Raw genomic sequence first — 15380 nt, forward strand, 5'->3', positions numbered from 1 at the left:
CTCGTCGGGACCGTCGAGGGCCCGGCCGCGGCCGCCGCGGCGCCGCCCGAGCCGGGGAGCGCGGGCGATCGTCACCGGCGTGGCCCTGGTGGCGCTGCTGGCCTGCCTGCTGGTCGGCCTGAAGCTGGCCGAGAGCGCCGGGCAGAAGGGCCCCGGGGCGCAGGGCGCGCAGGGCGCGGCACCGCCCTCGACGAAGCCGCCGTCGCCGTCGCCGTCGCCGAAGCCGAGCCCGGTCGCGGTCGACGGCAAGCTGCGCTTCACCGTCGCCAAGTTCGCCTGCGGCACGAAGGAGCTCGGCGACTGGCCGCTGGTGCGCCGCCCGAAGGGCCAGTTCTGCCTGGTGGACCTGAAGGTGGAGAACACCGGCGGGAGCACGGGGCGGCTGTGGATCGGCAACCAGAAGCTGCGCGACTCCGGGGGCACCGAATACGGCCCGGACGAGTGGTCGCTGGTCTACTACGACAAGTCCCGGCCCCTCGCGAACGACATCGCGCCGGGCGCGACGGTGCAGGGCACGGTCGTCTACGACGTGCCGGCCGGGCTCACCTTCACCGAGCTGCGGGTCCGCTCGGGCCTCGTCGGCGGCGACGGCGGCGTCATCAAGCTGCGGTCCTGATTCCGTACCGCGGGGCATTCCTGCATCGGTACAGAAAGCGCGTCTGCATCGGTTCAGAACGGATCTTCACCGGTAAAGAAAAGCCGTGAGAGCGCTCCATGGGAGCGTTACCGGTAACGCCGGGTGAGGGCCGCCGGTGCGGCCGCAATCGCATCGACGGTGGCCCCGAGCAAACACCATGGACATCCGCTTGGCAAGCGTTGCGTGGTCGTTAAGTTTCGTTACCGCCGTGTTATTGACACCACTGTCCGCGATCGGATTTAGTGTGCCGGAACCGGTTGCGGAACCGGTTCCAGAACACGCTCTCTTGCCAGAAAGCGCTCTCATGGGAAGGATCGCGGGGTGCCGATAACCATCGCCGATGTCGCCGCGCGAGCGGGGGTCAGCAAGACCACCGTCTCCCGGGTGCTCAACGGCAAAGGGGAGGTCGACGAGTCGACCGCGGCACGGGTGCGAACGGTCATCGACGAGCTGGGCTACGTGCCCAGCGCGCGAGCGGTGAACCTGGCCCGGGGTCACACCCGGGTCATCGGGATGCTGGTGCCGTCGCTGACCTGGCCATGGATGGGAGACATCGTGCAGGGCGCGGTGGACGTCGTGGAGTCGGAGGGGTACGGGTTGCTGCTGTTCACGTGCAACCGCGGCGCCGAGTCCATGCGGCAGTTCTCCGCGCAGGTCTCCGGCAAGGCGTTCGACGGCCTGCTGGCCATCGAGCCCGAGGGGACGCTGGACTATCTCGCCGATCTGTACGCCGGCGGCCTGCCGGTGGTCCTCATCGACGACCGCGGCGACAAGCCGCTCATGCCGTCGGTGGCGACCACCAACCGGGCCGGCGGCTCGCTGGCCGCCCGGCACCTCGTCGAGCTGGGGCGGCGACGGCCCCTCGTCATCACCGGCTCGGAGAAGTTCGGCTGCACCCAGGACCGGCTCGGCGGCTTCGCGGACGTGTTCGCGGCGGCCGGCGCGCCGATCGACCCCCGGCTCGTCATCGAGGGGGATTTCACCTTCGAGTGCGGCGCCGCCTCGGTCCAGCGGGCGCTGGACGAGGGCCTGCAGTTCGACGCCGTGTTCGCGCACAACGACCTGTCCGCCGCCGGCGCCCTGCAGGCGCTGCGGCTCGCGGGCCGATCGGTCCCGCAGGACGTCGCCCTGGTGGGCTTCGACGACATCCTGCACGCGGCGCACACCGAGCCGCCCCTGACCACCATCCGCCAGCCCATGCGCCAGATGGGCGAGATGGCGGCCCGCAGGCTCATCGCGCACTTCGACGGCACGCCGTTGACCGCCGAGCCGAACATCCTGTCCACCACGCTCGTCGTGCGCGGCTCGACCGTCACGGCGCGGCCCGAGCGCACCACCTGAAGTCACGCCGCACCACTGGGCGGGAGCCGTGCCGCAAGGGTTCCCGTCGTCATACCGAAATGTGTAACTGTCCGCCCCACCTGTCGATCCAGGTACCAAAGGAGACACCCCCGTGTTGACCAGACGCTCCGTTCTGCTCGGCATGGCCGGTCTGCTGGCCACGTCGACCACCTTGGCCGCGTGCGGCGACTCGCCGAACGATCCGAACAAGAACAACGGTGCCAAGACCACGGTTCTGACCGTCGGCATGCCGAACGGCCCGCTGACCGAGAACGAGAACCCGTTCCTGACCACCTCGGCCGGCGCCAAGGACGGCTACCGCTGGGTGATCTACGAGCCGCTGATGATGTGGAACCCGGTCAAGCCGGCCGACCCGATGAAGCCGTGGCTCGCCACCAAGGCGGAGTGGAACAAGGACTACACCTCGGTCGTCGTCAACATCCGTGACAACGCCACCTGGTCCGACGGCGAGAAGGTCACGGCCGACGACGTCGTGTTCACCTACAAGCTGGTGCGCGACAACGAGGCGCTCAACTCCGGCGGTGTGAAGATCAAGGACGCGACGGCGAACGGTGCCGACGTGACCATCACGTTCGAGACGCCGCAGTTCGTCAGCCAGCAGAAGGCGATCGCGCAGATCCCGATCGTGCCCAAGCACATCTGGGAGAAGGTCTCCGACCCGAAGACCGAGGCCAACAAGAACCCGATCGGCTCCGGTCCGTACACCCTGAAGTCCTTCACCCCGCAGACCACGACCCTGACGGTCCGCGACAAGGGCTACTGGCAGGCGCTGCCGCAGGTCAAGGAGCTGCGGTACACCTCCTACGCCGACAACAACGCGCAGACCACGGCCCTGGCCAACGGCGAGTGCGAGTGGAGCTTCGTCTTCATCCCCAACGTGAAGACGGTCTTCATCGACAAGGACGCGGCCAACCACAAGATCTGGGCGCCGCCGGTGCTGGGCATCCACGGCCTGTACATCAACACCACCAAGGCCCCGTTCAACGACCCGAAGCTGCGCCAGGCCATGGGCATGGTCATCAACCGGGACGACATCTTCAACACCGCCGAGGCCGGCTACTTCCACCCGCTGGTCAAGAGCGTGACGGGCCTGCCCTCGCCCGCCGGTGACGCCTACGTCTCCGACGAGTACAAGGGCAAGGACTACAAGGTCGACGTCGAGGGCGCCAAGGCGCTGCTCACCGGCGCCGGCTACAAGCTGGACGGCACGACGCTGAAGGACCCGTCCGGCAAGCCGGTCACCCTGACGCTCACTGACCCGGCCGGTTGGTCGGACTACCAGACCTCGCTGGAGATCGTGAAGGCCAACCTGGCCCAGATCGGCATCGCGGCCACGATCGACAAGGCCAACCAGGACGCGTGGTTCAAGAACGTCGAGGCCGGCCAGTTCGACGCGGCGTTCCGCTGGACCGACGGTGGCTCGACCCCGTACGACATCTACCGCACGGTGATGGACGGCGACCAGCTCAAGCCGATCGGCACCGCCTCCCCGGCCGCCAACTTCGGCCGCTTCGACAGCAAGGAGGCCACGGCGGCGCTGCGCGCCTACGCGGCCGCGACCGACGAGGCGGCCCGCAAGACCGCGCTCGCCACGCTGCAGAAGATCTTCGTCGAGCAGGCCCCGATGATCCCGGTCGGTGCCGACAACATCGGCGCGGCCTACAGCGCCAAGAACTGGACCGGCTGGCCGGACGACGCCAACCCGTACGGCGCGCTTCAGCCGACCCAGGCCAACGCCCTGGACGTCATCCTGCACCTCAAGCCGTCCGGCTCCTGACAACCGGATCGTACTGACACCGCTCCCCGGGTGACCCTTGCGCGGGTCGCCCGGGGAGCGGTACCCAATGACGAGACACCCCGAGACAGGACCAACGGCAATGACGTTGAGCGAGAGCCCGGCGGCGCCGGTCGGCGAGGTGGTGCTTGAGGCCGAGGGCCTGACCAAGCATTTCCCCGTCCGGCGGAAGCTGAGCGACATCTTCACCGGCAAGCGGGCGGTCGTCCACGCGGTGGACGACGTGTCCCTCACCCTGCGCCGCGGCAGGGTCACCGCACTGGTCGGCGAGTCCGGCTCCGGCAAGTCCACGGTCGCCCGGCTGTTCGCGCAGCTCTACCCCCGCACCGGCGGCGACCTGCGGCTGCACGGCCAAACGACGCGGGTGAGCGGCGGACGCCGATTCCGCGACTACGTCAGCCGGGTGCAGCTCATCTTCCAGGACCCGTTCGGCTCGCTCAACCCCGTGCACACGGTCCGCTACCACCTGACCCGGGCGCTGAAGATCCACGGCAACGCCGGCAAGACCGCCGCCGAGCTCGAGACGGCCCTCGCGGGCCTGCTGACCCGCGTGGCGCTGACCCCGCCCGAGCGCTACGTCGACAAGTTCCCGCACGAGCTGTCCGGCGGGCAGCGCCAGCGCGTCGCCATCGCCCGCGCCCTCGGCGCCGACCCGGAGGCGCTGCTGGCCGACGAGCCGGTGTCGATGCTCGACGTGTCGATCCGCCTGGGCATCCTCAACCTGCTGCGCGACCTCAAGGAACGGCTCAACCTCGCCATCCTGTACATCACGCACGACATCGCCTCGGCGCGGTACTTCGCCGACGAGACGATGGTGATGTACGCCGGGCGCATGGTCGAGGGCGGCGACAGCGAGTCGGTCACGCAGAACCCCGCGCACCCGTACACCCGGCTGCTCATCGAGTCGGCCCCCGACCCGGACCGCATCGCCGGCATCGCCGACGCGACCGCGAAGGACCGTGGCAACGGCGAGCCGCCGAGCCTGATCCGGCCCCCGGCCGGCTGCCGCTTCCACCCGCGCTGCCCGCACGCCATGAAGCGCTGCACCGTCGACCTGCCGCCGCGCCTGGACGTCGGCGGCGAGCCCGGCCACTGGGCGGCCTGCTGGCTGTACGACGCCGAGACCGTCGCCAAGGAGGGCGTCGGCTCGGCCGCCGACCCGTCGATCCCCACGCCGCCGGCGACGCACCTGCCGGAGGAGGCACGATGAAATTCCTGCTGCAACGCCTCGCCTTCTACCTCTTCACGGCCTGGGCCGCGATCACCATCAACTTCTTCGTCCCGCGGATGATCCCGGGCGACCCGCTCAGCTCGTTCCTGGCCCGCAACCAGGGCGCGGTGTCCTCCGACGCGATCCAGTCGCTGCGGGTGCTGTTCGGCCTCGACAAGAACCAGAGCCTGTGGGAGCAGTACGTCGACTACTGGAAGCAGCTGTTCCACGGCGACCTGGGGCTGTCGTTCAACTTCTTCCCGTCGAGCGTCAGTGAGGTCATCACCTCGAGCCTGCCGTGGACGATCGGCCTCGTCGGCATCACCACGGTCCTGAGCTTCATGATCGGCACGACGCTGGGCATCGGCGCCGGCTGGCGGCGCGGCACCTGGATCGACGGCCTGCTGCCCGCCACGACGTTCCTGTCGTCGGTGCCGTACTTCTGGCTCGGCCTGGTCTTCATCGCCGTGTTCACCGGCAACGGCAGCTACTTCCCGTCCTCCGGCGGCTACACCCCGGGCCTGGTGCCGTACTGGGACGGCACCTTCATCGGCTCGGCCATCAACCACAGCGTCCTGCCGGCGGTCACGATCCTGCTCTCGTCGATGAGCGGCTGGATCCTCGGCATGCGCAACATGATGGTGACGGTGTCGTCCGAGGACTACATCACCGTCGCCCACGCCAAGGGCCTGTCCGAGCGGCGGGTCGCGTTCAGCTACGCCGCGCGCAACGCGCTGCTGCCCAACATCTCGGCGTTCGCGCTGTCGCTGGGCTTCATCGTCGGCGGCACCCTGCTGGTGGAGATCGTCTTCTCCTACCCGGGCGTGGGCTTCCAGCTCTTCCAGGCCGTCGGCGCGCACGACTACCCGCTGATGCAGGGCATCTTCCTGGTCATCACCATCTCCGTGCTGGTCGCCAACCTGCTCGCGGACGTGGCCTACACGCTGCTGGACCCGCGCACCCGAAAGGCAGGCTGAGATGACCGTCACCCCCTCGAGCATCGAGCAGGTCATCCCGGGCGAAGGCTCGATGGCGCAGCCGGACACCACCCCGGCCGGCAAGAAGGCCAAGCGGAAGCGGTTCCGGTTCATCGCCAACGGCAAGGCCACCACCGGCCTGGTCGTCCTCGCCATCTACGTGCTGTTCGCGATCATCGGCCCCTGGGTCGCCCCGTACGACCCGGACAAGATCACCCCCGATGCGCTGCAGGCGCCGTCGGCCCAGCACTGGTTCGGCACGACGCACCTCGGCCAGGACATCTTCAGCCAGATCCTGGCCGGCACCCGCAGCGTCGTGTTCGTCGGCGCGGTCGCCGGGATCGTCGCCACGATCCTGTCGGTCGTCGTCGGCGTCACCGCCGGCTACCTCGGCGGCCTCGTCGACGAGGTCCTGTCGGTGCTGTCCAACGTGTTCCTGGTCATCCCCGGCCTGCTGCTGATCATCATCATTTGCACCTCGCTGGAGCACGTGAACGACCTCATCGTGGCCCTGGTGATCGGCCTGACCAGCTGGTCGTGGGGGTCGCGGGTGCTGCGGGCCCAGACGCTGTCGCTGCGCCGCCGCGACTACGTCGACGCCGCCCGGGCCACCGGCGAGAAGACCTGGCGGATCATCTTCTTCGAGATCCTGCCCAACCTGACCGCGATCATCGCCTCCGGCTTCGTCGGCACCGTCATCTTCGCGGTGCTCTCGGAGATCACGCTCGCGTTCATCGGCATCTCCTCGGTGTCGTCGTGGAACTGGGGCACCATCCTGTTCTGGGCGCAGGGCCAGCAGGCCCTCGCGCAGGGCGCCTGGTGGTGGTTCGTCCCCGCCGGCCTCGCCATCGCGATCCTCGGCACGGCGCTGAGCCTGGTGAACTTCGGCATCGACGAGTTCGTCAGCCCGCGGCTGCGCACCTCCGGCCAGGGCCCGAAGCGCACCAGCACCGGAGAGCGGGTCCGGATGAAGGTCGGCTTCACCCCCGTCATCCGGCCCGTCGAGCCGACCGGGGCCATCGAGATCAGGGACGGTGCCACGCGATGACCCAGGTCCTCACCCGGCCGCTGCTGGAGATCAAGAACCTCAACGTCGACTACGGCCTCGGCGACGAGGCGGTCCACGCGGTCCGCGACGTCAACCTCACCATCCACCGCGGCGAGGTCGTCGGCCTCGCCGGGGAGAGCGGCAGCGGCAAGTCGACCCTGGCGTACGGCATCACCCGGCTGCTGCCGCCGCCCGGCGTGGTGTCCGGCGGCTCGGTCACCTACCACCCGCCGTCGGGCGACCCGTACGACGTGCTCGCGCTGTCCCACTCGGAGCTGCGCAAGTTCCGCTGGGCCGAGACGTCGATCGTGTTCCAGGGCGCGATGAACTCGCTCAACCCGGTACACAAGATCGACGTGCAGATGATGGACGCGATCAAGGCGCACGAGCCGAAGCTGTCCAAGTCCGCCCGCCTCGACCGGGCCAAGGAGATGCTGCGCCTCGTCGGCATCGCCGAGGACCGCCTCGAGGCCTACCCGCACCAGCTCTCCGGCGGCATGCGCCAGCGCGTGATGATCGGCATGGCGCTGGCCCTGGAGCCGCAGCTGGTCATCATGGACGAGCCGACCACCGCGCTGGACGTCGTCATGCAGCGGCAGATCCTCGGCCAGCTCGTCGAGCTGCGCGAGCGGCTGGGCTTCTCGGTCCTGTTCATCACCCACGACCTCTCGCTGCTGGTCGAGTTCAGCGACCGGATCGCGATCATGTACGGCGGCCGGATCGTCGAGGAGGCGCCGTCGGCCGAGCTCTACCGCGACCCGCTCCACCCGTACAGCAACGGCCTGCTCCGCTCGTTCCCGGCGCTGCGCGGCGCGCGGCGGGAGCTGGCCGGCATCCCGGGCTCCCCGCCCGACCTGCGCGGCATGCCCAGCGGCTGCGCGTTCCACCCGCGCTGCCCGAAGCGATTCGAGCCGTGCGACAAGGAGATCCCAGTCCTGGGCAAGCCCGACGACCATGTCGGCGCGGCCCGCTCGGTGGCCTGCTGGCTGCATCCGGTGACCGCCGGATAGCCGGGCGACCGGCCCTTCAACCACGGAACAACCAGGAGAACCATGGACACGACCGCGACCCCCCTCGACCTCGGCAATCCGATCGCCTCGCTCCCGCCCTCGTTCCGATGGGGTGTGGCGACCTCGGCCTACCAGATCGAGGGCGCGGTCGACGAGGGCGGCCGGACCCGGTCCATCTGGGACACCTTCTGCGAGGTCCCCGACGCGATCGACAAGGGCGACACCGGCGAGATCGCGTGCGACCACTACCACCGCATGCCGCAGGACGTGGCCCTCATCCGCGACCTCGGCGTCGACCTGTACCGCTTCTCCGTGGCCTGGCCGCGCGTGCAGCCGCGCGGCCGGGGCCCGGTCAACCCGGAGGGCATCGGCTTCTACGACCGGCTCACCGACGAGCTGCTGGCCAACGGGGTCGAGCCGTGGGTGACCCTGTACCACTGGGACCTGCCGCAGGAGCTCGAGGACGCCGGCGGCTGGCCCAACCGCGACACCGCCTACCGCTTCGCCGACTACAGCATGATGGTCTTCGAGGCGCTGCAGGACCGGATCAAGACCTGGACGACGCTCAACGAGCCGTGGTGCTCGGCGATGCTGGGCTACGCCTACGGCGCCCACGCGCCCGGCCGCCGCGACTTCGCCGCCAGCATGAAGGCCGTGCACCACCTGCTGCTCGGCCACGGCCTGGCCACCGAGCGGATGCGCGCGGCCAGCCAGGACACCGAAGGGCAGGCCAGGCACGAGTTCGGCATCACCCTGAACATGGGCGTGTCGACGCCGCAGACCGACTCGACCGCGGACCGCGACGCGGCCCGCCGCGCCGACGCCCTGGGCACCCGCATCTACCTCGACCCGCTGGTGCACGGCCGCTACCCGGCCGACCTCGTCGAGGACCTGGCCCGCCGCGGCATCGAACTGCCGGTCCAGGACGGCGACCTCGACGTGATCAGCACCCCGCTGGACGTGCTCGGCGTCAACTACTACTTCTCCGAGACGCTCTCCGGCGTCGACGAGGACGGCAACGACACCGACGGCGACGGGCTGCCGGTCAGCCGGGTCATCCCGACCGGGCGGCCGATCACCGCGATGGGCTGGGAGATCGTCCCCGAGGGCTTCACCCAGCTGCTGGTGCGCCTGCACAACGACTACGGCCTGCCGATCTTCGTCACCGAGAACGGCTCGGCGTTCGACGACGTGCCCGACGAGACCGGCTACGTCGAGGACGAGGACCGGGTGCGGTACTTCGACTCGCACATCGGCGCCGTCGCGCTGGCCCGCCAGCAGGGCGCCGACATCCGGGGCTACTTCGCCTGGTCGCTCATGGACAACTTCGAGTGGGCGTACGGCTACGACAAGCGCTTCGGCATCGTGCGGGTCGACTACGACACCCAGGAGCGCACCCCGAAGCGCTCGGCGTACTGGTACCGCGACACCATCCGGGCCCTGCGCGGCTGACCGGTCAGCCGTTCTCGCCGGCTTGATACAGGGCGGCCACCGCCAGGGCCGCCTCCCGCATCGCGGCGCGGACGGGCGCCGGATCGAGCACCTCGACCCGCGGGCCGAGGCCGATCAGGCTCCCGACCGCGTGTGCGACCCCGTTGAACGCCAGCTCCCACCGGTCCGTGCCGGCCGCCGGGCCGCGCAGGTGGCGGGCGAGCAGGCGGCGGGCCATCGCGGCCGCGGCGGGCTGCACCCGTACCGTCACCGACAGCTGCCGAGGGCGGGACTCGACGCCCTCGCGCAGCGCCGCCCACGCCTCGGCCAGGTCGAAGCCCGGTGGGCGGGCCGCCCGGTCGGGCAGCGCCTCGCACGCCTCCACCCGCGCCACCCGCAGCAGCGCCGGTTCGGCGGTCACCAGGTACCAGATCCCGGCCTTGGCCACGAGGCCCGCCGGGTCGACCGTGCGCGTCTCCCGCTCGTCGCGGCTGTCGCGGTACACCAGGCGCAGGCGACGGCCGCGGAGCAGCCCCTCGTGGATGGCCGGCAGGTGCGGCACCGGCTCCCCGGAACGCATCCACGGGTCGACGTCCACCAGCACGTGGCTGCGCCCCTCGGCCAGCCCGCCGCGCAGCGCCCGCCCGCCGGCCCCGGTCAGCTTCTCCAGCGCCGTGTCGAGGGCGTCGCCGAGGCCCAGGTCGCCGGCCAGCCGGGACTGCCCGACGGCCAGGCCCGCCCCCTCGGCGTGGCTGAGGTGGGCCAGGCCGGTCCGGTACGTGTCCAGCAGGCGGATCCCGCCGCCGCGGCCACGCTCGGTGTAGACGGGGATGCCGGCGCCGCTGAGCGCCTCCACGTCGCGCAGGACGGTGCGGACCGACACGCCGAGGCGCTCGGCCAGCTCCGGCGCCGCCGCCGACGGGCGGGCCTGCAACAGCAGCACCAGGGACAACAGCCGGTCGCCGCGCACACCCATACGGTACCGCGGCAAACATGACAACGGATGTCGTCTTTCGGGGCCGATGCTTGGCCACATGCAGACGCGCATCGCGGGCCCTTACGACATGGCCCGGCAGCAGGAGTACTTCGGGGGCTGGATCCGCCCGGCCGGCGACCCGCACTCGATCGTCATGGCGTTCCCCGTCGAGGGCTGGGCGCACTCGGCCGCGGTGGTGCTGCGCCAGCGCGGCGGCCTCGTCGAGGGGGCGGTGGACGGCCCGCCGCAGGCCTGGGACCAGGCGCTCGCCGCGCTGTCGCTGGACGAGGACGGCTCCGGCTTCCCGGCCGTGGGGGAGCGCGACCCGGTGATGGGCCGGCTCCAGGCCGCGCACGACTACCTGCGGCCGGTGCTGTTCCACTCGCCGTACGAGGCGGCGTGCGCCTTCGTCATCGCCCACCGGATGCGCATCGAGCAGGGGCGGGCCATCCGGGCCCGGATCGCCCGCGCGCACGGCGAGGCGTTCGGCGTGGCCGGCACGACGGTGCACGCGTTCCCGGCGCCGCAGGTGCTGCGCCGGCTCACCGAGCTGCCCGGCGTCGACGCGGAGAAGGTGGTGCGGCTGCACGGCATCGCCGACGCGGCCCTCGACGGCCGGCTCGACCGGGCGAGGCTTCGGGCCATGCCGCTCGCCGAGGCCTACGCCGACGTCAAACGGCTGCGGGGGATCGGCGACTTCTTCGCCACCGCCATCGTGCTGCGCGGCGCCGGGCGGGCCGACGCCGTGCCGGACGAGCCGCTCACCCGGGCCGGCGTGCGCCGCCTCTACGGCCTGGACCACGACCCGGGGCCGGCCGAGATGGCCCGCATCGCCGCGCCGTGGGCGCCCTACCGCATGTGGTGCTCGGTACTGGTGCACGCGACGCAGCGGCGGGAACGGACCTCGTCGTCCGTCCCCGCCGCCGCTCACCCGCCGGCGGACTAGCGCAGCAGCGACAGCACGTTCTGCGGCGCCTGGTTGGCCTGGGCCAGCATGCTCGTGCCGGCCTGGGTCAGGATCTGCGAGCGGGTGTACGACACCATCTCCTGCGCCATGTCGGTGTCGCGGATGCGCGACTCCGACGCGGACAGGTTCTCGACCGCGACGTTGAGGTTGTTGATGGTGTGCTCGAAACGGTTCTGGTAGGCACCGAGCGTGGCCCGGGCCGTGGAGACGCCCTTGATGGCGTTGTCGATCGCGGTGATCGCCGAGGCCGCGCCGCTGACCAGGTTGGCCGAGGCCACCCCCAGGCCGCTCGAGTCGAAGCCGGACACGGTGGTGATGCTGCCGAAGGCCGAGGCCGACAGGTCGACCGAGATCTGGTCGGCCGTGGACGTGTTCGCGCCCACCTGGAAGGTGCCCTGGTAGGCCGAGCCGCCGCTCTGGCCTACGCCGAGGAGCTTCTGGCCGCCGAACGACGTGGTCGAGGCGATGCGGTCGAGCTCCGCGTTGAGCTGCGTGAACTCGGTCTGGGCGGCGGTGCGGGCGTCGGTGTCCTGGGAACCGGACGAGGAGGCCTGCACGGACAGGTCGCGCATGCGCTGCAGGATCGAGTGCGTCTCGGTGAGCGCGCCTTCAGCGGTCTGCACGACCGAGATGCCGTCCTGGGCGTTGCGCACCGCGACCTTGAGGCCGCCGATCTGCGAGCGCAGGCCCTCGGAGATGGACAGGCCGGCCGCGTCGTCGGCGGCGCGGTTGATCCGGTAACCCGAGGACAGCTTCTCCAGCGACTTGCTCATCTGGGTGTCGGTCACCGACAGGTTGCGGTAGGCGTTCTGGGCGGCGATGTTGTTGTTGATGCGAAGACCCATGGTGACTCCTCCGTGAACGCGGGCCGTGGTGCAGCGGACCCTCCCTGGCCGCTCGTGCACCGACATCGCCCGTTCCCGCCGGGGCTTGAGCCCTCGCCCGGACCTCTGCCCGATCGGATGACACGGCCGGCGGGCACCGGTTGCGCCGCCGGTCGCGGTGAGGTTCGCGTGACCCGAGGGGCCGGTGTGTCCTCAGCACGTCCTCAGGAGCCGGTCGAGGACCCGCTCGCCGAACTCGAGGCCGTCGATCGGCACGCGCTCGTTCACGCCGTGGAACAGGCCGGTGAAGTCCAGGCCGGGCGGCAGCCGCAGCGGGGCGAACCCGAAGTGGCGGATCCCGAGCCGCTGGAACGACTTGGCGTCGGTGCCGGCCGAGAGCATGTACGGCAGCACGCGCGCCCCCGGGTCCTCGGCCTCGATCGCCGCCGCCATCGCGTCGACCAGCCGCCCGTCGAACGTGGTCTGCACCGGTGGCAGCTCGTCCCAGTCCATCTCCACCTCCGGGCCGAGCACCTCGGCCAGCTCCCGGGCGAACGCCGCCTCCCGGCCGGGCAGCATCCGCCCGTCGACGGTCGCCTCCGCCATCGACGGCACGACGTTGGACCTGGACCCGGCGCTGAGCATCGTCGTGTTCGCGGTGTCGCGCAGCGTGGCCCCGATCATCCGGGACAGTGACCCGAGCCGCGCGACGGCGGCCTCGGGGTCGTCGGGGTCGAACGGCACGCCGGTCAGCTCGCTCACCCCGGCCAGGAAGTCCCGGACCGGCTCGGAGAGCACCAGCGGGAACCGGTGCCGCTCCAAGCGCGTGAGGGCGGCGGCGAGCTTGGCCACGGGGTTGTCGGTGTGCACCATGGAGCCGTGCCCGGCCGTGCCGCGTACCTTGAGGCGCAGCCACATCGAGCCCTTCTCGGCCGTCTCGACCAGGTACGCCCGCACGTCGTCGCGCAGGTCGACGGAGAAGCCGCCGACCTCGCTGATCGCCTCACCCACCCCGTCGAACAGCTCCCGGCGGTGCTCGACCAGCCAGCCGGCCCCCTGGTGGCCGCCGTCCTCCTCGTCGGCCAGGAAGGCGAAGACGACGTCCCTGGGCGGCACGACGCCGTCGCGCTTGAACCGGCGGGCCACGGCCAGGCTCATGGCGACCATGTGCTTCATGTCGACGGCGCCGCGGCCCCAGAGGTACCCGTCGCGGATCTCGCCCTCGAACGGGGGCACCTCCCACCCGTCCCGCACGTCCGCGGGGACGACATCGAGGTGACCGTGGACGAGGAGGGCGTCCCGCGTGGCATCCGCGCCGGGCAGGCGGACGACGACGTTGCCGCGGCCCTTCGCCGGCTCGACGTACGCCGGCTCGTAGCCGGCCTCGGCGAGCCGCTCGGCGACGAACTCGGCGGCCCGGCGCTCGCCCTTGCCCCGCTCGTCGCCCGTGTTGGTGGTGTCGAACCGGATCAGCTCGCGCGCCAGGGAGACGACCTCGCTCATCGTCGTACCGTAGCCGCTCGATGATTCACAGCCACTTGGCAGGTCCACGGGATTGCGGGCACAGCTGCGGCGTGCACGGTCGTCTGGACAGGTCCGAGCGTTTCGCCGGGACAGCCGCGAGCGTCTCGTCGGGACAGGTCCGAACTTCTGAGGAGAACGCGCGATGAGCTCTGCTCACGAGGACACGCCGCACGCCGACCCGGCGCCGGCCTCTGGCGTCGAGCCGTCACACGCAGTTGACATGCCGGCCCCCGATGCCGTCCCGGACGGCTCGGGTTCGCCCTATGCACGCCCGGCCGAGCCGGCGCCGGCGGGCTGGGCAGCGGCGGGCGATCCGCAGGTGCCGACGCCCGTCTGGGCCTCCGCGCCACCGCCGCCCCCGGTGGACGGCTCCCCGGCGGCCCGGGCCCCGCGCTCGTCCCGCCTCAAGCTCGGCATCGTGGCCGCGGTCTCCGCGGTCATCGTCATCGGCGGCGGCGTGGCCGTGGCCCAGGCCGCGAGCAGCAGCAACGCGGTCCAGGACGGCGGCCGCGGCCCGGGTGGCGGGCGCGGCGGTGCCGGCGGCTTCCCCGGCGGCGGCCAGAACGGCAACATGCAGGGCGGCCCCGGCGGCAACATGCAGGGCGGCGGCCAGGGCTTCCCCGGCGGCGGCTTCGGCCGCGGCAACGCGGGCGTTGTCGTCGGTGCCCTGCACGGCGACTTCGTCGTGAAGGGCACCGACGGTCAGTACGTCACCGAGCGCCTCCAGTCCGGCACCGTGACCGCCGTGAGCGCCACCTCCATCACCGCCAAGAGCGAGGACGGCCACGCCACGACGTTCGCCGTCGCCGGCACCACCAAGGTCGGCAACGGCAACTTCAAGATCGCCGACGTGAAGGCCGGCGACACGGTCACCATCATCGGCACCGTCTCGGGCGACACCGCCACGGCCACCGAGATCACCGACATCGCGCTGATGCGTCAGGGCAACGGCGGCAACGGCGGCCGTCCCGGCGGCAACGCCACCCCGCGTCCGACCCGCACCGCCTGACGCCCGGCCCCGGTCGCCGCGGTCACGACGGCGTGGCCGCCGGCGCCGGCGCCGAGCAGTTCAGGTTGTGCAGGTTCTTGCTCGCCATCTGCAGATGCTGGCGCAGGACCGGCAGCTGGCCGGCGGCGAACTGGCGGACCTGCGGATTGTCCGCGTGCGCCGCCTCGTCGTCGAACGCCAGGACGTCGTGCGCGTGCAGGGCGTAGATGGCCGGGGCGTACGAGCAGTCGAAGGCACCGCCGTGCAACGTCGTCCAGATGGCGGTCAGGTTCTGCAGGTCGGCGTCGGGCGCGGTCGACGAGGTGACCCCGAGCGACTGGTCGAGCGACTGCAGCTGCTGCAGTTCCTTGCCGTGGTCGGCAACCATCCGCTGGCCGAACGACCGGACCGCCGTGCTCGCGGCCTGGTTGCCGGCGAGCCGGCCGGTCGTCACCTCGAACTGGGCGACCTGGGCGGCCTGGGTGAGGAACGTCCGGTCCTGTGCGCTGAGCTGGGTGCCGGTCGGCGACGGAGCCGGGGTGGCCGGGTACGCCGCGGCGGGTAAGGAGGCCACCGCCGCACACACGGCCGCGGCGATGCTGGTCGCGAAGATTGCCCGCATGACATCCTC

The 15380-nt window shown here is 71.3% G+C and carries 14 protein-coding genes; 10 read left to right on the top strand and 4 right to left on the bottom strand.

Annotation, left to right across the window (positions count from 1 at the left end):
- The 8 genes from ABD352_RS06350 to ABD352_RS06385 form a co-directional block, all read left to right on the top strand.
- On the top strand, positions 1 to 616 hold a 616-nt coding region (locus ABD352_RS06350; RefSeq protein WP_344611264.1), incomplete at its 5' end, for a DUF4352 domain-containing protein.
- 342 nt (positions 617 to 958) lie between these two features.
- Positions 959 to 1978, top strand: coding sequence for a LacI family DNA-binding transcriptional regulator (locus tag ABD352_RS06355; protein WP_344611265.1), 1020 nt, complete (start codon positions 959 to 961; stop codon positions 1976 to 1978).
- Positions 1979 to 2120: 142 nt separating this feature from the next.
- Complete coding sequence (locus ABD352_RS06360; protein WP_344611345.1) at positions 2121 to 3776, top strand: ABC transporter substrate-binding protein; 1656 nt, start codon at positions 2121 to 2123, stop codon at positions 3774 to 3776.
- 100 nt (positions 3777 to 3876) lie between these two features.
- Positions 3877 to 5004 (top strand): ABC transporter ATP-binding protein, encoded by a 1128-nt coding sequence (locus ABD352_RS06365; protein ID WP_344611266.1) that lies wholly within the window; start codon positions 3877 to 3879, stop codon positions 5002 to 5004.
- The gene (locus tag ABD352_RS06370; RefSeq protein ID WP_344611267.1) at positions 5001 to 5981 is read left to right on the top strand and encodes an ABC transporter permease; all 981 of its coding nucleotides are present in this window, start codon (positions 5001 to 5003) and stop codon (positions 5979 to 5981) included. Before ABD352_RS06365 ends, ABD352_RS06370 begins: the two co-directional genes overlap by 4 nt.
- Position 5982: 1 nt before the next feature.
- The gene (locus tag ABD352_RS06375; RefSeq protein ID WP_344611268.1) at positions 5983 to 7029 is read left to right on the top strand and encodes an ABC transporter permease; all 1047 of its coding nucleotides are present in this window, start codon (positions 5983 to 5985) and stop codon (positions 7027 to 7029) included.
- Positions 7026 to 8039, top strand: a complete 1014-nt coding sequence (locus ABD352_RS06380; RefSeq protein WP_344611269.1) for an ABC transporter ATP-binding protein — start codon at positions 7026 to 7028, stop codon at positions 8037 to 8039. Before ABD352_RS06375 ends, ABD352_RS06380 begins: the two co-directional genes overlap by 4 nt.
- Positions 8040 to 8081: 42 nt before the next feature.
- A complete protein-coding gene (locus ABD352_RS06385) occupies positions 8082 to 9491 on the top strand; it encodes a GH1 family beta-glucosidase (RefSeq protein ID WP_344611270.1) in 1410 nt (469 codons plus the stop codon).
- Positions 9492 to 9495: 4 nt separating this feature from the next.
- Here ABD352_RS06385 and ABD352_RS06390 read toward each other — a convergent pair whose 3' ends face one another.
- Positions 9496 to 10440, bottom strand: coding sequence for a helix-turn-helix transcriptional regulator (locus tag ABD352_RS06390; protein ID WP_344611271.1), 945 nt, complete (start codon positions 10438 to 10440; stop codon positions 9496 to 9498).
- Between the two features lie 64 nt (positions 10441 to 10504).
- Here ABD352_RS06390 and ABD352_RS06395 point away from each other — a divergent pair, with 64 nt between their 5' ends.
- Positions 10505 to 11392 (top strand): DNA-3-methyladenine glycosylase family protein, encoded by an 888-nt coding sequence (locus ABD352_RS06395; protein ID WP_344611272.1) that lies wholly within the window; start codon positions 10505 to 10507, stop codon positions 11390 to 11392.
- Here ABD352_RS06395 and ABD352_RS06400 read toward each other — a convergent pair.
- Both ABD352_RS06400 and ABD352_RS06405 read right to left on the bottom strand, forming a co-directional pair.
- Positions 11389 to 12258, bottom strand: a complete 870-nt coding sequence (locus ABD352_RS06400; protein ID WP_344611273.1) for a flagellin N-terminal helical domain-containing protein — start codon at positions 12256 to 12258, stop codon at positions 11389 to 11391. The genes ABD352_RS06395 and ABD352_RS06400 overlap by 4 nt on opposite strands.
- Before the next feature lie 192 nt (positions 12259 to 12450).
- Positions 12451 to 13740: a M20/M25/M40 family metallo-hydrolase gene (locus ABD352_RS06405; RefSeq protein ID WP_344611274.1), complete on the bottom strand. Its 1290-nt coding sequence runs from the start codon at positions 13738 to 13740 to the stop codon at positions 12451 to 12453.
- Between the two features lie 163 nt (positions 13741 to 13903).
- Between ABD352_RS06405 and ABD352_RS06410 the strand changes: the two genes are divergently transcribed.
- Positions 13904 to 14770, top strand: coding sequence for a hypothetical protein (locus tag ABD352_RS06410; protein WP_344611275.1), 867 nt, complete (start codon positions 13904 to 13906; stop codon positions 14768 to 14770).
- Positions 14771 to 14792: 22 nt separating this feature from the next.
- Here the strand turns inward: ABD352_RS06410 and ABD352_RS06415 are convergent, their stop codons facing one another.
- Positions 14793 to 15371: a DUF4142 domain-containing protein gene (locus ABD352_RS06415; protein ID WP_344611276.1), complete on the bottom strand. Its 579-nt coding sequence runs from the start codon at positions 15369 to 15371 to the stop codon at positions 14793 to 14795.
- Positions 15372 to 15380: the final 9 nt, after the last annotated feature.

Origin of the sequence: Dactylosporangium salmoneum, assembly GCF_039532525.1 — a bacterium.
GTDB classification, from domain to species: domain Bacteria; phylum Actinomycetota; class Actinomycetes; order Mycobacteriales; family Micromonosporaceae; genus Dactylosporangium; species Dactylosporangium salmoneum.